Annotated in this window: 19 protein-coding genes; 7 read left to right on the top strand and 12 right to left on the bottom strand. The window is 74.3% G+C overall.

The window, feature by feature from the left end; all coding sequences use genetic code 11:
- Positions 1-8: 8 nt before the first annotated feature.
- The gene (locus IF06_RS0104205) at positions 9-1,043 is read right to left on the bottom strand and encodes a TerC/Alx family metal homeostasis membrane protein (RefSeq protein WP_013285973.1); all 1,035 of its coding nucleotides are present in this window, start codon (positions 1,041-1,043) and stop codon (positions 9-11) included.
- Positions 1,044-1,285: 242 nt separating this feature from the next.
- On the opposite strand from IF06_RS0104205, the gene IF06_RS0104200 reads away from it, so the two are divergent.
- Positions 1,286-2,482 (top strand): CaiB/BaiF CoA transferase family protein, encoded by a 1,197-nt coding sequence (locus IF06_RS0104200; protein ID WP_030269118.1) that lies wholly within the window; start codon positions 1,286-1,288, stop codon positions 2,480-2,482.
- A gap of 12 nt (positions 2,483-2,494) precedes the next feature.
- On the opposite strand, the gene IF06_RS0104195 is transcribed toward IF06_RS0104200, so the two are convergent.
- Positions 2,495-2,899 carry a DUF2267 domain-containing protein gene (locus IF06_RS0104195; protein WP_013285971.1) on the bottom strand — a complete coding sequence of 135 codons (405 nt, stop codon included), beginning with the start codon at positions 2,897-2,899 and terminating at the stop codon, positions 2,495-2,497.
- A 177-nt stretch (positions 2,900-3,076) separates the two neighbouring features.
- Here IF06_RS0104195 and IF06_RS0104190 point away from each other — a divergent pair, with 177 nt between their 5' ends.
- The gene (locus tag IF06_RS0104190; RefSeq protein ID WP_013285970.1) at positions 3,077-3,346 is read left to right on the top strand and encodes a DUF2795 domain-containing protein; all 270 of its coding nucleotides are present in this window, start codon (positions 3,077-3,079) and stop codon (positions 3,344-3,346) included.
- Between the two features lie 321 nt (positions 3,347-3,667).
- Here IF06_RS0104190 and IF06_RS0104185 read toward each other — a convergent pair whose 3' ends face one another.
- From IF06_RS0104185 to IF06_RS0104170, 4 genes are read right to left on the bottom strand one after another with little or no spacing between them, the layout of a single operon-like run.
- The gene (locus IF06_RS0104185) at positions 3,668-4,336 is read right to left on the bottom strand and encodes a hypothetical protein (RefSeq protein ID WP_013285969.1); all 669 of its coding nucleotides are present in this window, start codon (positions 4,334-4,336) and stop codon (positions 3,668-3,670) included.
- A gap of 45 nt (positions 4,337-4,381) precedes the next feature.
- A complete protein-coding gene (locus IF06_RS0104180) occupies positions 4,382-5,353 on the bottom strand; it encodes a pirin family protein (protein WP_030269116.1) in 972 nt (323 codons plus the stop codon).
- Positions 5,354-5,368: 15 nt separating this feature from the next.
- Entirely contained in the window at positions 5,369-6,202 is an 834-nt protein-coding gene (locus IF06_RS0104175; RefSeq protein ID WP_013477049.1) for a hypothetical protein, read from the bottom strand.
- A 30-nt stretch (positions 6,203-6,232) separates the two neighbouring features.
- Entirely contained in the window at positions 6,233-6,574 is a 342-nt protein-coding gene (locus IF06_RS0104170) for a MazG-like family protein (RefSeq protein ID WP_013285966.1), read from the bottom strand.
- Between the two features lie 92 nt (positions 6,575-6,666).
- Between IF06_RS0104170 and gdhA the strand changes: the two genes are divergently transcribed.
- Complete coding sequence (gene gdhA, locus IF06_RS0104165; RefSeq protein ID WP_013285965.1) at positions 6,667-7,998, top strand: NADP-specific glutamate dehydrogenase; 1,332 nt, start codon at positions 6,667-6,669, stop codon at positions 7,996-7,998.
- A gap of 152 nt (positions 7,999-8,150) precedes the next feature.
- Positions 8,151-9,509, top strand: a complete 1,359-nt coding sequence (locus IF06_RS0104160; RefSeq protein ID WP_030269113.1) for an alpha/beta hydrolase family protein — start codon at positions 8,151-8,153, stop codon at positions 9,507-9,509.
- A gap of 7 nt (positions 9,510-9,516) precedes the next feature.
- Here IF06_RS0104160 and IF06_RS0104155 read toward each other — a convergent pair whose 3' ends face one another.
- Positions 9,517-10,290, bottom strand: a complete 774-nt coding sequence (locus IF06_RS0104155) for a DedA family protein (protein ID WP_013285963.1) — start codon at positions 10,288-10,290, stop codon at positions 9,517-9,519.
- A gap of 66 nt (positions 10,291-10,356) precedes the next feature.
- Here IF06_RS0104155 and IF06_RS0104150 point away from each other — a divergent pair, with 66 nt between their 5' ends.
- Positions 10,357-11,049, top strand: coding sequence for a carbon-nitrogen hydrolase family protein (locus IF06_RS0104150; protein WP_030269110.1), 693 nt, complete (start codon positions 10,357-10,359; stop codon positions 11,047-11,049).
- 3 nt (positions 11,050-11,052) lie between these two features.
- Here the strand turns inward: IF06_RS0104150 and IF06_RS0104145 are convergent, their stop codons facing one another.
- From IF06_RS0104145 to IF06_RS0104130, 4 genes are all read right to left on the bottom strand, one after another.
- Entirely contained in the window at positions 11,053-12,498 is a 1,446-nt protein-coding gene (locus IF06_RS0104145; protein WP_030269108.1) for a serine/threonine-protein kinase, read from the bottom strand.
- A gap of 62 nt (positions 12,499-12,560) precedes the next feature.
- Positions 12,561-13,397: an SAM-dependent methyltransferase gene (locus tag IF06_RS0104140; protein ID WP_030269106.1), complete on the bottom strand. Its 837-nt coding sequence runs from the start codon at positions 13,395-13,397 to the stop codon at positions 12,561-12,563.
- 75 nt (positions 13,398-13,472) lie between these two features.
- A complete protein-coding gene (locus IF06_RS0104135) occupies positions 13,473-14,360 on the bottom strand; it encodes a helix-turn-helix domain-containing protein (protein WP_030269104.1) in 888 nt (295 codons plus the stop codon).
- Between the two features lie 104 nt (positions 14,361-14,464).
- The gene (locus tag IF06_RS0104130; RefSeq protein WP_013285958.1) at positions 14,465-14,722 is read right to left on the bottom strand and encodes a DUF397 domain-containing protein; all 258 of its coding nucleotides are present in this window, start codon (positions 14,720-14,722) and stop codon (positions 14,465-14,467) included.
- Positions 14,723-14,945: 223 nt separating this feature from the next.
- Here IF06_RS0104130 and IF06_RS0104125 point away from each other — a divergent pair, with 223 nt between their 5' ends.
- The gene (locus IF06_RS0104125; protein WP_030269102.1) at positions 14,946-15,581 is read left to right on the top strand and encodes a GGDEF domain-containing protein; all 636 of its coding nucleotides are present in this window, start codon (positions 14,946-14,948) and stop codon (positions 15,579-15,581) included.
- 168 nt (positions 15,582-15,749) lie between these two features.
- Here the strand turns inward: IF06_RS0104125 and IF06_RS0104120 are convergent, their stop codons facing one another.
- The gene (locus IF06_RS0104120) at positions 15,750-16,244 is read right to left on the bottom strand and encodes a type II toxin-antitoxin system PemK/MazF family toxin (protein ID WP_013285956.1); all 495 of its coding nucleotides are present in this window, start codon (positions 16,242-16,244) and stop codon (positions 15,750-15,752) included.
- Positions 16,245-16,463: 219 nt separating this feature from the next.
- Here IF06_RS0104120 and IF06_RS0104115 point away from each other — a divergent pair, with 219 nt between their 5' ends.
- A complete protein-coding gene (locus tag IF06_RS0104115) occupies positions 16,464-16,976 on the top strand; it encodes an NUDIX hydrolase (protein WP_013285954.1) in 513 nt (170 codons plus the stop codon).
- Positions 16,977-16,991 lie beyond the last annotated feature (15 nt).

Below are 16,991 nucleotides of genomic sequence, written 5' to 3'. Positions count from 1 at the left end.
CCACCGAGTCAGGCGGAACCTCCACCCTGCACCTCGTGCACGACGGTGCGCTTGCCGTCGCCGCTGTTGCGGGTGGCCCGCAGGCTGGTGATGGTGACGATCACCAGGACACCGATGATCACGCCGAGCGAGGCGAGCGTCGGGATCTCCGGCACGCCCTCCCAGATGCCGTGCGCCCAGTGCAGGCCGAGCTTGACGCCGATGAACGCCAGGATGGCGGCCAGGCCGTAGCTGAGGTGCACGAGGCGGCTCAGCGCGGCGTGCAGCACGAAGTAGAGCGCCCGCAGGCCCAGTAGCGCGAAGGCGTTGGTGGCGAAGACGAGGTACGGGTCCTCGGTGATGCCGTAGACGGCCGGCACCGAGTCGACGGCGAACACGATGTCCGTGGCCAGCACGGCGACCACGACGAGCGCGAACGGGGTGAGCGCCCGCCGGCCGCCCTGCCGGATCGTCATCCGGGTGCCGTGGTAGTCGTCGACCACCGGCATGATCTTGCGGAGCAGGCGTACCGACCGCATCTTGTTGATGTCGACCTCCTGCTCGTGCCCGGAAAGGGCGTCGCGCAGCAGCTTGACCGCGGTGGCGATCAGGATGAGCGCGAACAGCAGGAAGGCGAAGTCGAGCGTCTGGAGCGCGGCGGCGCCGAGCGCGATGAACACACCGCGCAGCACCAGGGCGCCCGCGATGCCGTAGAGCAGCACCCGCTGGGCGAGCACGGCGGGCACCGCGAACGCGGCCAGCAGCAGCATGAAGACGAACAGGTTGTCGACCGAGAGGGACTTCTCGACCAGGTAACCGGTGAGGTACTCGATGCCCTGCTGGCTGCCGTAGCGGGACCAGATCCAGGCGCCGAAGGCCAGCGGCAGGGCGATGTAGAAGGCCGACCAGCCCAGGGCCTCACGGATCGAGACCTCGTGCGGCTTTCTGGTGACCAGGAAGTCGAGCACCAGCAGGACGAGCACGCCGACGATCGTCACGACCCACAGCGTGGGCGTGCCGACAGACGACAACCCGGCCGCGGCCAGGGGCGACAATTCGGGCATGGAGCCTCCTCGAACACCGTGTCATGTTCGAGGTCTCCTTCACCCACGTTTTCGTGGGCAACCACCCGGGGCTCGCCTCGGCGGCTTGCCGTACTGACCGGAATGATTCGTGGGAAGTACTCCCCTCGCCTGCACAAGGCTAGGTCACCGCCGGACCGGACGCCAAGTCGGGACACGGTTGATTGCCCTGGTCAACCGCTGTGCGGTGGTGGAGGGCATGGCGCCAGGTCACCGGGCACCCTATGGTGACGCGGGTGACCAACCAGGGACCACTGACCGGCGTACGGGTGATCGAGCTGGCCGGGATCGGCCCCGGTCCGTTCGCGTCGATGATGCTGGCCGACCTCGGCGCCGACGTGGTGCGCGTCGACCGGCCCGGCGGCGGCGGGTTCGGCGCCTTCCCCGGCGACCTGCTGAACCGCAACCGCCGCTCGATCGCCGTCGACCTCAAGCAGCCCGAGGGGCGTGACCTGGTGCTCGACCTGGTCGCCGGCGCGGACGCGCTGGTGGAGGGCTTCCGGCCGGGGGTGACCGAACGACTCGGCCTCGGCCCGGACGACTGCCTCGCCGCCAACCCCAAGCTGGTGTACGGGCGGATGACCGGCTGGGGGCAGGACGGGCCGCTGGCGCAGCGCGCCGGGCACGACATCGACTACCTGGCGCTGACCGGCGCGCTGCACGGCGTGGGCCGGGCCGGGGAACGCCCGGTGCCGCCGATGAACCTGCTCGGCGACTACGGCGGCGGGGGCATGATGCTGGCGCTCGGCGTGGTCGCCGCGCTGTACGCGGTACGCGGCGGCGCACCCGGCCAGGTGGTCGACGCGGCCATCGTGGACGGCGTGTCGGTGCTGGCCACCCAGATCCACGCGCTGCGCGGCATCGGCCTGTGGCAGGACCCGCGCGGGGTGAACCTCCTCGACGGCGGCGCGCCCTTCTACGACACGTACGAGTGCGCCGACGGGCGGTACGTGGCGGTGGGCGCGCTGGAGCCGCAGTTCTACGCCGAACTGGTCCGGCTCACCGGCTTCCCGCCCGACGGCGGCGACGGCCCGCAGGACGCCGGCGCGGCGGCCGGCGGTGAGGCGCTGGACCGGGACGATCCGGCGAACTGGCCGGCGCTGCGGGCGGCCTGGGCGCGGCTGTTCCGCACCCGTACCCGGGACGAGTGGACGGAGCTGCTGGCCGGCACGGACGCCTGCGTGGCGCCGGTGCTCGACTGGGCCGAGGCGCCGGAGCATCCGCACCTGCGGGCACGGGAGGTCTTCGTGGCGCCGGACGGCGTCACCCAGCCCGCTCCCGCACCGCGCTTCTCGGCCACCCCGACCTCTGTCCGGCGCCCGCCACCGTCGCCGGGCGAGCACACCGACGAGGTGCTCGCCGGTGCCGGGATCGACGCCGGCCGGATCGCCGCTCTGCGCGCCGCCGGTGTGATCGGCTGACCGGCCGCCGGTTCAGCGGCGCGCGGCGGCCGGGGCGAGGGCCGGTTCCACCATGTCCCGGTAGTCGCGCGGAAACTGGACCACGACCTCCTGGAACTCCCCGCCGCGGATCGCCTCGCGCATCGTGACGAACACCGCGCGTACCGCGTCCCGGGCGGTGTTCTCGTCGCAGTCGGCCCGGCGGGCGACCCGGGCGACGAACTCCGCCGCGCCGAACCGTTCCGCGGCCTCGTCGCGCGGATACGGGCTGAGCAGCCCCTGGAGTGGCTTCGGCAGCTGCGCGGCCAGGTCCAGCACCTCGCCGCCGGTCAGCCGCTCGGCGAACGTCTCCAGTGTGGCCCCGGTGAGCGTGGCGGCCCGGTCCTCGCTGGTGCCGGTGAGCCGGGCGACCCGGCTCACGAAGGTCAGGTAGTGCATGCGTGGTACCCCCTTCGGTGCGCCCACCGCGGCTACCCGCGACGGCGCGCCGGAAACGGCGCCGGTCACCGGCGCGAGACGGGGGCGGGATTTCCGCGCTCGCGGGCGTGAGCGGCGGCGCGACGGGTAACCGCCGCCCGGTCATGACCCCGACTACTGCCACGAGGAGCCCGACCCATGGCGAGTTACACGGATGTCCTTGATTACCTGTCCGCGCTGGACTACCCGGCCGGCAAGGACGACGTCATCCGCGAGGCGGAACGGGAGGGCGCGCCGCCGGACGTGTTGCGGGCGCTTCGCGCTCTGCCCCCGGTGGACTACGCCAACGGCACCGAGGTGGCCCGGTCGGCCGGCATCGACGCGGCTCCCGAGGTGAGCCGGTCGCAGCGCGCGGCGCAGGCCCGGGACAACCACCCGCGCGTCTCGCAACACCTGCGCGGCATCTGAGTACGGCGTCGGGCCGGCGGGCGACACGGCCGCCGGCCTCTGCGCGTGCGGAAACAGGCCCGGCGTACGACTGTCGCGCGTGGGCGCTGCCCTGTGGCGGGTCGGCGTGCCCGGACAGGCGAGCGCCCCGGGTCACGAACCGCGACCTGGGGCGCCACGCAGCACCTGTCCTCCGCGGTTCACGCCCGAACCGGGTCGCGACCGCGCAGCGGTGAGATGTTCGCCCGAACCGGGCGGGCATCGCTGCCACGATCATCATACGACGCAACATCAGCCGAACGGGTGAGAATCGCGGAAGTGTGTCCGGGCGCACGTGTGCGCTCAGGCGGTCACCTCGGCGTACCGCCGCTCCAGGTCCACTCGCGCCAGCGCTCCGACCAGCCACGACAGTTGCTCCGACTCGCCGCTGCCGGTCAGTCCGGCGAGGTCGCGCGCGGTACGGCCCAGCCCGAGCCGGCGGGCCGCCGCGAGCGCCCGCCGGTCGGCCACCGGCGCCGCCTCACGCCACAGCGCCTGCGCCTCGCGCAGGAACAGGTCGCACACCTCGTCGTCCACTCCGGGCAGCGCGGTCAGCAGCCGCCGTTCCTCGCCCGCATCCTGGTGCGCGGCGGTCCGCAGCCGGCGCAGGTCACCCCGGTACGTCTCGACGATCGTGCGGGCCAGGTCGCCGAGGGTGTCGGCGATCGCGGGCAGGTCACCGCGCAGTCCGGCGGCGCGCAGCACGCGTACCCGGTCCTCGTGGCGGGAGCGGGCCATCCGGGCCGCGGTGTCCCACCCGGCGTCGCGCAGCGCGGTGGCCGCGTCGACGGACCGGTGGAAGTCGCCCCGGCGGGCCAGCAGAACGGCCAGGTACAGCACCTGGAACAACTGGGCCGGGTTGTTGGTCACCCGGAACCCGAAGCACTCGGCGAACCCGCGGCCGTCTCCGGCGAGCCGGCGGGCGAGCCGCTTCTTGTCCGCGACGTCGCGCGGGGCGGTGGTTGTCGGCATGCCGCCGACTACCCCGGCGACGGCGCGGCATTCGGGGTACGACGGTCAGCCGCGGACGTCACCGCCGCGATCACGGGCCTTGAGCCGGGTGGTGGGCAGCGCGGGCGCGGGCAGCGGCGGCGCCGCGTCGTCGGCGACCACGCCGAAGCGGCGGCCGGCCATCCAGTCCTCCCGGGCGGCCACCACCTCCTCGTGCGAGCGGCCGACGAAGTTCCACCACATCACCAGCGGCTCCTCGAACGGGGTGCCGCCGAGCAGCAGCAGCCGGGTGCCCGGCTCGGCGCGCAGCGTCAGCGCGTTCCGGCCGAGGCCCAGGTAGAGCAGCGCGCCGGGGGCCAGCGCCGTGCCGTCGCACTCGGCGGCGCCGGACATGGCCAGCAGCCCGTACTCGAAGTCCGGGCGCAGCGGCAGCGTGGCCGGCGCCGGCCCGCGGACCTCGATCTGCGCGCCGACCAGCGGGGTGTGCACGACGGCGGGCGAGCGTTCCCCGCCGAGGTCGCCGACGAGCAGCGTGACGTCCAGGTCGCCGTCGCGGAAGCGGGGCAGGTCGGCGTGGTGGGCGAAGTCCGGGTCACCGGCACGGGCCGGGTCGGGCAGCGCCACCCACAGCTGCACGCCGTGCATCAGCGGCGGGTGCACCAGCGGGGAACGCTCGGAGTGGGCGATGCCGCGCCCGGAGGTCATCACGTTGAGCTGGCCCGGTCGGATGGGCTGCACGTTGCCGAGGCTGTCGCGGTGCAGGATCTCCCCGTCGAGCAGCCAGGTGACGGTCTGCAGCCCGGTGTGCGGGTGCGGCGGCACCTCCATGCCGGGCCGGTCGGCCACGTCGTCGGGCCCGAAGTGGTCGACGAAGCACCAGGCGCCGACCATCCGGCGCTGCCGCTGCGGCAGCAGCCGGCGCACAGTGGTGTAGCGGCCGAGCGGGACGTCGTGGCCGGGCAGCAGCACGCTGCCCGGGTCGGTCGGGCCGACGCCCGGCGGGAGCGTCTGCGCGGGCAGGGATTCGGTGCGGTCCACCGCCCGACTGTACGCTCACTCCGCGGTGACGCTCACCGCGTTCGCGCCCCCGACCAGGTCGAGGTAGAGCCGGTCGGCAGCCCGGTCCCAGCCCGGTGAGCTGACCAGGTCACCGGCGGCGATCCCGCCGCGACGCTGGTCGTACAGGGTCAGGGAGCCGGCGCCGGAGGCCACCCGCACCCGGGCCGGCGGCCCGCCGGGCACGGTGACCGTGAGTTCGCTGACCCCGCCGGTCATCCGGACGGTGAGCGAGCCGTCGAGCCGTGGCAGCAGCAGCCGGGTACGCGACGCGCCGCCGACCAGGTCGATCCCGGCGAGCCGGGCCTCGCCCAGGTCGAGCCGCTGCTCGCTGACGCCGCCGAGCAGCCGCAGCCGCCAGGTGACCCGGGAGTTGAGCACCACCTCGACGGCGGCCGGGCCGGGGCGGCCGTTCTCCTCGATCCGCAGCCGGACCCGGTCGCCCACGAGCTGCGGGCGGGGCGTCACACCCGAGCCGTCCGGCGCGCCGATCCGGTAGAGGTCGTCGCCGAGGTCGGCGGCCCGCAGCGTGAACCGGGTCAGCCCGTCGACCAGCTCGAACTGGGCGCGCTGCCGGTTGCCGCGGGGCGCGGCGAGCGTCTCGGCGCCGGCCACCTCGGCGGCGCCCGCCCCGCCGGAGCCGCCGCCGGGAGCGGGCGACGGCGGGGCGCCGCCGGAGAAGACCACGCCGAGACGGGCCGGGTTGGACAGCGTCACCGCCACGGCCACCGCGCCGAGCACCACCACCAGCACCGCCGCCGCCGCGAGCAGCCGGGCTCCGCCGGACCAGCGGGGCCTGGCCAGGCCGGGGTCGTCCTCGGATGCGGTCATGGTCGTCCCCTCTCGCCGGTCCCCATCGGGTCATACGTCTGCGTCGGCGTCTCGGTTCATTCCCACTCCGGTACGCGAGCGCACCTTGCCGGCGCACGCGGCCAGCACGGCGTGCGCGTCCAGACCGAGACTCTCGATCGCGACCAGCGCGGTGAACGCCACGTCGGCCAGCTCGGCGGCGACCTCCTCGCGGGTGTGCGTCACCCCCTTGCGCGGGTTCTGCCCGAGCAGGCCGATCCACGCCGCGGCGACCTCACCGGCCTCCTCGCCGATCTTGAGGATGCGACAGGTCAGTTCGGTGTCGCCGCGGCCGTTCGCGGCGTCGAGCCAGGCGCGCGCGTCCCGCGCCGTCGTCCAGATGGTGGCGTCCACGCGGACCAGTGAACCGCACCCCGCACACCGTTCGTATCCTGGGGCGACGCAGGCCGGAGGGCCTGCGTCCCAGGCGAGAGGAGGTGCCCGTGATGCCGGAGATCGTCGAGTCGGTGTTCGCCGGCGTGGTCGCCCGGAACCCGGGAGAGCCCGAGTTCCATCAGGCGGTCCGCGAGGTGCTGGAGAGCATCGGTCCGGCCCTGGCCCGGCATCCGGAGTACGCCGAGGTGGTCGAGCGCGTCTGCGAACCGGAGCGGCAGGTCATCTTCCGCGTTCCGTGGGAGGACGACCGGGGCCGGGTGCGGGTCAACCGCGGGTTCCGGGTGGAGTTCAACAGCGCGCTCGGCCCGTTCAAGGGCGGCCTGCGCTTCCACCCGTCGGTCTACCTGGGCATCGTGAAGTTCCTCGGGTTCGAGCAGATCTTCAAGAACGCGCTGACCGGGCTGTCCATCGGCGGCGGCAAGGGCGGCGCGGACTTCGACCCGAAGGGCCGCTCCGACCGCGAGGTGATGCGGTTCTGCCAGAGCTTCATGACCGAGCTGTACCGGCACATCGGCCCGCAGACCGACGTGCCGGCGGGTGACATCGGGGTGGGCGGCCGGGAGATCGGCTACCTGTTCGGGCAGTACAAGCGCATCACCAACCGGTACGACGCGGGCGTGCTCACCGGCAAGGGCCTGGCGTACGGGGGCGCGCAGGTGCGCCGGGAGGCGACCGGGTACGGGGCGGTGTTCTTCGCCGACGACATGCTCCGCCAGGCCGGGGACAGCCTGGAGGGCAAGCGGGTCGTGGTGTCCGGCTCCGGCAACGTGGCCATCTACGCGATCGAGAAGGTGCACCAGCTCGGCGGCACCGTGGTGGCGTGCTCGGACTCCGGCGGCTACGTGGTCGACGAGAAGGGCATCGACCTGGCGTTGCTGCGCGAGCTGAAGGAGCAGCGCCGGGGACGGCTGGCCGAGTACGCGGAGCACGCGCGCAACGCGGTGGCGGTCGCGGACCGCAACGTGTGGGAGGTGCCCTGCGACCTGGCGCTGCCCTGCGCCACGCAGAACGAGATCGGCGGCGCGGAGGCGGCCGCGCTGGTAGCGGGCGGCTGCGTCGCGGTGGTGGAGGGGGCGAACATGCCCACCACGCCGGAGGCGGTGCGGATCCTCGGCCGGGCCGGGGTGCGGTTCGCCCCGGGCAAGGCCGCCAACGCCGGCGGGGTGGCGGTGAGCGGGCTGGAGATGCAGCAGAACGCCAGCCGCGACACGTGGACGTTCGGCGAGTCGGAGCAGCGGTTGCGCGAGATCATGCGGGACGTGCACGACAGGTGCTGGGCGACCGCCGAGGAGTTCGGCCTGCCCGGCGACTACGTGGCCGGGGCGAACATCCAGGGGTTCCGGCGGGTGGCCGAGGCGATGCTGGCGCACGGCCTGGTCTGAGCGGTCCGCGGGACGGACGCCGGCGGAGCGGTCGGTCAGCGATTGACAGCTCTCGACGCCCGGCCTAGGTTCAGGGCGCTACCGGCCGGTAGGCATCCGTCCCGCGTCGTCACCCCCGTCCCGGGGTGGCACCCGTCCCCCGGGGAGCAGCGATGCAGCCCTCACCCGTCCGTCGCCGGCTGCTCGCCGTCGGCGCGGCCCTCGCGCTGACGCTCGGCCTCACCGGCGCGGCCCCCGCCGCCGCCACCGGCCGCGACGACGGCAGCGGCCCGCTGCCCGGCTACACCATCGTCAACCCGCCGCTGCCGCCGCTCGTGGTCGGCGGGGCCGCCACCACCGTGCGGCAGGGCGTGCACGCCAACGCCGGGTACGTCATCGAGATCCCGGCGCGCTGGAACGGCGAGCTGGTGATGTGGGCGCACGGCTACCGCGGCCAGGGCACCGAGCTGTCGCCGGAGCCGCCCGGCTTCGACCTGCGGCAGCGCCTGGTGGCGCAGGGGTACGCGTGGGCGTCGTCGTCGTACGACCGCAACGGCTACGACGTGCGCTCCGGCGTTCGCGGCACCCGCGCCCTGGCCGACCTGTTCAGCCGTACCGTCCGGCGCCCGCACCGGGTACTGATCGCCGGCGTGTCGATGGGCGGTCACGTCATCGGCCGGTCGCTGGAGCAGTACCCGGGCTACTACGCCGGGGCGCTGCCGATGTGCGGGGTGCTCGGCGACCAGGAGCTGTTCGACTTCTTCCTGGACTACAACCTGGTCGCGCAGGCGCTGGCCGGGGTGCGCGCGTACCCGACGCCGCCCGACTACCTGACCTCGGCGGTGCCCCGGATCCAGGTCACGCTCGGCCTCGCCGGGCTGACCCCGGGCGGCGCGGACACCACCAATGCGCTGGGCAAGCAGCTGCGCGCGGTCACCGTGGACCGTTCCGGCGGGCCGCGGCCGGGCGCCGACGCCGCGTTCGCGGTGTGGAAGGACTTCCTCTTCGGCATCGCCGTCGGCGAGGCGGACGGCTCCCCCGCCCGGCGGCCCGGCCAGCTCGCCACGAACCTGTTCACCAGGTACACGCCGAACCAGCCGGTGAATCTCAACGCCACGGTGCAGCGGGTCGCGCCGGAGAACCTGCGCCAGCGGCTCGCGCCCGGCCTGACCGAGGTGCCCCGGATCGCCGGGCGGCCCACCGCGCCGGTGCTGAGCCTGCACGGGCTCGGCGACCTGTTCGTGCCGTTCAGTATGGAGCAGGCGTACGCCCGGGACGTGGCCCGGCACGGCCGGTCCCGGCTGCTCGTGCAGCGGGCGGTGCGCACCGCGCAGCACTGCGAGTTCAGCCCGGCCGAGGCCGGCACCGCCTGGGACGACCTGGTCCGCTGGGTCCGCACCGACAAGCGGCCGGCCGGTGACGCGGTCACCGACCGGCGTGCGGTGGCGGCACCGGACTTCGGCTGCCGGTTCAGCGACCACGCCGCCCGGGCCGCCGGCGCCGGCACCCGCCCGCTCTACCCGCCGTGCTGACCCTGCCTCAGTCCTCCGCCCGGGAGTACCAGCCGCCCCGGTAGACGGTGCCCTGCGGGGTCGGCTGCGGCTCCGGCGGCGCCTCCGCCTCCTGCGGCACGTCCCCGGCGGTGCGGCGGGAGCGGCGGACGCGGCTGACCACGAACCAGCAGACACCGGCCACCACGGCCACGATGACGACCTTCTGGAACGTGCCCGCGTACGCCTCGACCACGTGCCACTGCTCGCCGAGCAGGTAACCGGCGAGCACGAACGTGGTGTTCCAGATCAGGCTGCCCAGCGCGGTGTAGAGCAGGAAGACCGGAACCGGCATCCGTTCCACTCCGGCCGGGATGGAGATGAGACTGCGGAAGATCGGAATCATCCGGCCGAAGAACACCGCCTTGACGCCGTGGCGCAGGAACCACGCCTCGGTGCGGTCCACGTCCTCCAGCTTGATCAGCGGCAGCCGCGCGGCCAGGGCGCGCATCCGGTCCCGCCCGAGTGCCGCGCCGATGTAGTACAGCGCCAGCGCGCCCACGATCGACCCGAGCGTGGTCCAGAAGATGGCGCCGGCCAGGCTCATCCGGCCCTGGCTCGCGGTGAAGCCAGCCAGCGGCAGGATCACCTCGCTGGGGATGGGCGGGAACAGGTTCTCCAGGGCCACCGCGAGGCCGGCGCCCGGCCCACCGAGCCGTTCCATCAGGCCGGTGACCCAGCCGGCTACTCCGTCGCCGGACGGTTCCGCGGCCCGCGCGGTGCTCGCCCGGGGGACGGCGAGCAGCTGTGCGTTTCCGATCATCGGACCAACGTTACGGGGCGAAGCCGCGGACGACCACGCGTCATGGAAACCATTATCGTGTACGTCATGCGTACGCCGTTGCGGATCGCCGTCGCCCAGCCGCTGACCCGCTCCCACGACGTCGAGGGCAACGCCGCCCGGCACGCCGACGCGGTACGCGCCGCCGGGGCGCGCGTGGTGGTCTTCCCGGAGATGTCGCTGACCGGGTACGAGCTGACCGCCGCGCCGCTGGACCCGGCCGACCCGAGGCTCGCGCCTCTGCGGGCGGCCTGCGCCGAGACCGGCACGCTGGCGCTGGCCGGGGCGCCGGTGCCCGGCCCGCACATCGGGGTGCTCGTGATCGACGCGGAGGGCGTGCGGGTCGCGTACCGGAAGATGTTCCTGGGTGGCGCGGAGCCGCGGCACATGCGACCGGGCCGGGAGCCGGCGGTGCTCGATGTGGACGGCTGGCGGCTGGGGCTGGCGGTGTGCAAGGACACGGGGACGCCGGAGCACGCGGCGGCCACTGCAGCGCTCGGCGCGGACGCCTACCTGGCCGGGGTGCTCGAGTCGGCCGACGACGCGGCCGTGCCGGACGAACGTGCCCGCCGCGTCGCCGCCGAGCACGGCGTGTGGGTGGCGACGGCCAGTTTCGCCGGCTCGACCGGAGGCGGGTACGCGCGGGCCGCGGGTGGTTCCGGGATCTGGTCACCGGCGGGTGAGCCGGTGGTCCGCGCCGGCACGGGCATCGGCGAGGTGGTCACCGGGACGCTGCACTGACGGTCAGCCTTCGTCGGCGCCGCCGCCGCGCAGCCGTTCGTAGCCGTCGATCAGCTTGCGCAGCGCGGCGGCGGTGACCGGATCGATCTTGTCGTCCTCGGCCGCGTCCTCGATCTTCTCCCGCAGGTCCTCGACCCGCTTGTCGCGGTCCTTCGGCTTGCCCCGGTCCAGCTCGGCGGCCTTCTTCCGCAGGTCGTCGGCGGTCTTGCGGTCGATCAGCCCGATCGCCTCGGCCCGGTCGAGCAGCTCACCGAACCGGTCGCCGAGCTGACGCAGCGTCACCGGCTCGGCTGCCGCCGACGTCGGCGCGGCACTGCTGGGCTCCGGGGCGGGCGGTTCGGCGGCACGCGTCGACGGGCCGGCGGTGGGCGCGGCGGCCGGCGGCGTGCCGGAGCCGTCGCCCCACACCAGCGAGCCGACCACCGCGAGCAGCAGCACCACGGCACCGGCGACGAGCAGCCCGAGCAGCCGGTTCGACGAGACCGCCGGGCGCGGCGGCGCGACGGGACGTGCCGGCGGGACCGGGCGGGACGCGGCGGCCGGGGACCGCTCGACGAGGGTGGGCGGGTGCGCCACCGGCGCCACTGTGGGCAGGATCGCGGTCGGCGGGTCCACCGGGCGGCCCGCGCCGAGCCGGTCGGCGAGCCGAGCCGCGGTGGGCCGCCGCTCCGGGTCCGCCGCCAGGCAGGCCAGGACCAGGTCGGCGATCTCCGGCGGCAGGCCGGGCACCCGCAGCGGCGGGACCGGCGGCCGGTTGCGCCGCACGTCCAGCACGTCGTCCCAGCTGCGCACCGGCAGCGGCGCCTGACCGGTGAGGCTGCGGTACAGCAGCACGCCGAGCGCGTACACGTCGCCGGCCGGGTTCGCCGGGCCGGGGTCGAGCCGTTCCGGGGCGAAGTAGGCGGGAGTGCCCATCAGCAGCGCGCCGGTCTGCCCGGTGACCGGGTGCGGGCCGGCGGGCGCGGCGATGCCGAAGTCGAGCACCTTAGCGCCGGTCTCGGTGAGCATCACGTTCGCCGGCTTGACGTCGCGGTGCACCACGCCGATCCGGTGCGCCGCGGCCAGCGCCCCGGCGACCTGCCCGGCCGTGCGGACCGCGTCCGGCCAGGCCAGCGGCCCGCCGGCCAGCCGGTCGGCGAGCGTCTGGCCCTCCACCAGCTCCATCACCAGGTACGGGACCACGACGCCGCCGTCCAGCGTCGCCTCGCCGTAGTCGTACACCTGGGTCACGTGCGGGTGGGTGAGCCGCGCCGCCGCGCGGGCCTCGCGCTGGATGACCGCCCGCAGTTGCGGATCGGCGGCGAGCTGCCCGGCGAGGGCCTTGACCGCGACGGGCCGGTGCAGCACCTCGTCGTCGGCGCGCCACACCTCGGACATCCCGCCGAGGCCGATGCGTTCGCGCAGGACATATCGGTCGTGCAGGCGCAGGGCGGGCGTGAAAGGCGACATGATGCCTCCAGTCTGCCCGTCCGGTCCCCGTGCCCGTCAACCGCCCGTCGCGAGGGCCCGGGTCAGGGCTTGCGGGCGACCCCGCCGTACATGCTGACGTCGACCACCGACGGGCGCGGCTCGGGCTCGCCGTCGGCGCGCCATTCGGCGACCGAGCAGACGCCCGGCTCGACCAGCTCCAGGCCGTCGAAGAAGCGCACGACCTCCTCCCGGCTGCGCAGGTTGATCACGCCGTGCGGGCCGCCGCCGCGGGCCGCCGCCTTCGCCTCGGCGGCCACCTCCTCCGGCAGGTAGTCGTGGGTGGCGTGCGAGGCGGCCAGGTAACTGCCGGCGGGCAACGCGTCCAGCAGGCGGCCGACGATCGCGTACGGATCTTCACCGTCGGGCACGAAGTGCAGCACCGCCAGCAGCATCAACGCCACCGGCTGGGAGAGATCCAGCGTGCGGCGCAGGTCGGGGTGGGCGAGGATGCGCTCCGGGTCACGCAGGTCCGCGTCGAGGTAGGCGGTGGCGCCCTCGGGCGAGCTGGTGAGCAGCGCGCGGGCGTGGGCCAGCACGATCGGGTCGTTGTCGACGTAGACCACCCGGGCGCGCGGGTCGGTCGACTGCGCCACCTCGTGCGTGTTGTCGGCGGTGGGGATGCCGGTGCCGATGTCCAGGAACTGCCGGATGCCCGCCTCGCCGGCCAGGTGCCGCACCGCGCGACGCAGGAACCGCCGGTTCTCCAGCGCGCTGATCCGGATGGTCGGGAACCGGGCGGCCATCGCGTCGCCGGAGTCGCGGTCGGCCTGGAAGTTGTCCTTGCCGCCGAGCCAGTAGTTGTACCGGCGGGCGGGATGCGCCACCGTGGTGTCGATCCGGCCCGACTCGGGTGCCGTACCTGGTGCGTCGCTGGTCAAGGCCGCCTCCACGACTCGCGTGCCACCGTCCACTGTCTCCGGTCGCCGTCATGCTACTGCCCGGCGCCGCGCCGCTCAGGCCGGGTACAGCTCGTCGCGCATGCGGGCCAGCAACTCGGGGGTCCGCTCCGGCGGCGCGGCCTCCACGCACAACCTCTCCATCGCCTCGGCGTAGAAGTCGAGGTCGTCGCGCTTGTCCAGGTAGATCGCGCTGGTGAGCTGCTCGATGTAGACGATGTCGGGCAGGTCGGCGTCACCGAAGCGCAGGATGCTGAACGCGCCGCTGGCCGCGGCGTGCCCGCCGGCGGCGAACGGGACGATCTGCAACCGCACGTGCGGGCCCGAGGTCGCCTCGATCAGCGCGTCCATCTGCTCGCGCATCACCGCGGTGCCGCCGATCGGGCGGCGCAGCACCGCCTCGTCGAGCACCGCCCACAACTGCGGCGGGTTGGGGCGCCGCAGCAGTTCCTTGCGCTGCATCCGCAGCTCCACCCGCCGGTCCAGCTCCGCCGCCGACGCGCTGCGGTGGCCGAGCAGGATCACCTCCCGGGCGTACGCGGCGGTCTGCAACAGGCCGGGCACGAACTGCACCTCGTACGTGCGGATCAGCGCGGCGGCCGCCTCCAGGCCCAGGTACGACTGGAACCAGGCGGGGAGCACATCGCCGTAGCGGTGCCACCAGCCCGGGCTGTTCGCGTCCCGGGCCAGCTTGAGCAGCGCGTCACGGTCCTCCGGAGCGGTGACGCCGTAGAGCGTGAGCAGGTCGGCCACGTCGCGCTCCTTGAAGCCGACCCGGCCCAGCTCCATCCGGCTGATCTTCGACTCCGACGAGCGGATCTCCCAGCCGGCCGTCTCGCGGCTGACCCCGGCGCTCTCCCGCAGCCGGCGCAACTGCCCGCCGAGCAGCATGCGCAGCACTGTCGGACCGCTTGTCGGACCACCCTCGACGGGCACCGTCGCCACCTGACCGCCCTCGCATCCCGACGCCCCGGCCGGGCACCCTCCCGGACCGACGAGTAAGCATGCCATGAACCGACAGTGAGGTGAACTCCTCCGGACGGACGGAGTCAGTCCCGTGTACGGGACGGCGGGATCAGGTGGTCGAAGTCGCCGTCCCGGGCGCCGAGCACGAACGCGGCGATCTCGTCCACTGTGTAGATCAGTGCCGGACCCTCGGGGTGCCGGGAGTTGCGGACCGCGATGCCACCACCGCCGGGCAACTCGGCCAGTTCGACGCAGTTGCCGCTGGGGTTGCTGCGGCGGCTCTTCAACCAGCGCATCGGTGGCAACTCGGTCACGGGCACGCCGTTCGGGGGTTGCTGCATGGGCGTCCTTCGGGATGAGCCAGCCGAGGCCGCGGGAGGAGCGGTGGGTGGCGACGTCTGTCGACTGAGGAGTGAGATGCACGTGCATCTGCTATTGCATCTGCAATGGACAGAGAGCATGATAACCGAAATACGGTGTGCCGGTTCGTTCACGCACGGTGACCCGAGCCCGGCCCCGGGACGCCGCTCCGCGCGGCTTCGGGACTGCGGTGAGGAGGACGCGTTGGCGGATCCGATGACCATCGCCTCCGGCATCTCCGCGGCGGGCGCGCTCGTCTCCGCCTGGCAGTTACGCCGCCGCGCGCTGCGCGCCGAAGCCGAGATCGAGCTGCTCCAGGCCGAGCTGGCCGCCGAGCGGCACGCCGCCAGCCACGATCCGCTCACCGGGCTGCCGAACCGCCGCGCGTTCTTCCGGCTGGCCGCCGCCCTGCTCACCGACCCCGCCGGGCAGCCACTCGTCGCGGTGGTGCTCGACCTGGACAACTTCAAGCAGGTCAACGACCGCTACGGGCACGCCGCCGGAGACCAGGTGCTGGTCAGCGTGGCGCAGCGGCTCGCCGCGTTCGCCGGCCCCAACCTGGTGGCCCGGCTCGGCGGCGACGAGTTCGCCGGTCTGCTGGCCAGCCCGACCGCGGACCGCCGGTGGATCGAGCACGCCACCCGGCGGCTCTGCGAGGCGCTCGCCGCGCCGATCCCGCTGGGCGCGCGCAGCATCCAGGTCACCGCCTCGGTCGGGCTCGCGCCGGTGCACTGCCCCACCCAGCTCACCGACGCGCTCTGCCGCGCCGACGCGGCCATGTACGAGGCGAAGACGCTCGGCGCCGCCCGTCCGGCCCGCCAGCTCGTCGCGGAGTGCTGAGTCCGGCTCGTCCGTTAGCTCGTCGCGGGGTGCCGGGCACGGTCCGCCTTGCCTGCCCCAGCTCGTCGCGGGGTGCTGGGCGGCACGTCCGTCGCGGACCGCTGGGCCCGGTCCGCCTTGCCTGCCCCAGCTCGTCGCGGGGTGCCGGGGCGGGCTCCGTCCGGTGGGTCAGCGCCAGCCGTAGCCGGCGCGCAACGCCTGCCCGACCCGGTCGAACCGCGGCCGGTCCAGCACCGCACCCTCGCGGCGGATGCTGTCCTCGCGCATGGTGAGCACCCGGTCCAGGCGTACCCAGCTCGGCCGACTGTCCCGGTCCCACTCCCCCGGGCCGAGCGCCAGCCAGTGCCGCTGGCCGTCCCGGTCGCTCTGGCTGGACAGCATCAGCCCGAACAGCGTGCGGCTGTGCCGCCCCACCACCAGCACCGGACGGTCCTTGCCCTGGCGGGGATCGTCCTCGTAGGGCACCCAGGTCCACACGATCTCGCCCGGGTCGGCCTGCCCGTCCGGCTCCGGGGCGTACGACAACTCGCGGCGCTGCAACGCGCTGACCTGGCGGCGGCGCGCGACCTGCGCCGGGATCGGCCCGCCGGTGCGGGCCGGGGCGGGCACGACCCGGGTGATCCGGCCGAGCCGCGACGCCACGTTCTTCAACAGACCTGCCACGGCGGGCAGCCTAGCGGCCGGGGTGCGACCGCCCGGGAATCGGGTCGCCAGGCCGGGTACGCGATGCCATCATGCGCCGGTGACGGTGCCCCGCCACCAGATCCGCGCCGCGTTCACCGCCGGTGCCGCCGGGCGGGGCGCCTCGCGAGGCGCGCTGTTAATAAGGGGCCCTTCTACTACCGGAGGCGTTAAGAAGGGGCCCTTCCTTACGCTGGGGGCGTGGAGTTGCCCGACGATCTGCCGCTGTTCGAGCGCAGCGCGGTGCGGCTGGTGGTGCTCGACGCCGCCGACCGCCTGCTGCTGTTCCACACCCGCGACCCGGACCATCCGGACCTCGGCGTGTGGTGGGAGCTGCCCGGCGGCGGCCTGGACCCGGGCGAGACGTACCGGGAGGCGGCGGTACGCGAGCTGCGCGAGGAGACAGGTATCGCGATCGGCCCGGACGAGGTGGGCGCGCCGACGTGGCGGCGGCGGGCCAGCTTCCGGCACCGGCAGCGCCGCCACCTCCAGGACGAGGTGGTGGTGACGGTACGGCTGCCCGGCCCCGGGCCGGACGTGGACGAGGCGCTGCGGCTGGACTACGAGGTGGAGGACTACTTCGGGTTCCGCTGGTGGCCGCTGGCCGAGGTGCTCGCCGAGCGGCCGCGCTGCTATCCCGGGCGGCTGCCCGAGCTGCTGCCGGCGTTCCTGGCCGGGAAGGAGATCGACGAGCCGTTCGAACTGTGGTCGTGACCGGGGCGTGCCACC

The sequence above is a fragment of the Micromonospora globosa genome (genome assembly GCF_000717585.1).
Taxonomy (GTDB): domain Bacteria; phylum Actinomycetota; class Actinomycetes; order Mycobacteriales; family Micromonosporaceae; genus Micromonospora; species Micromonospora aurantiaca.
Note: the sequence above shows the minus strand (reverse complement) of the source record. Positions and strands in the feature narration are given on the sequence as shown.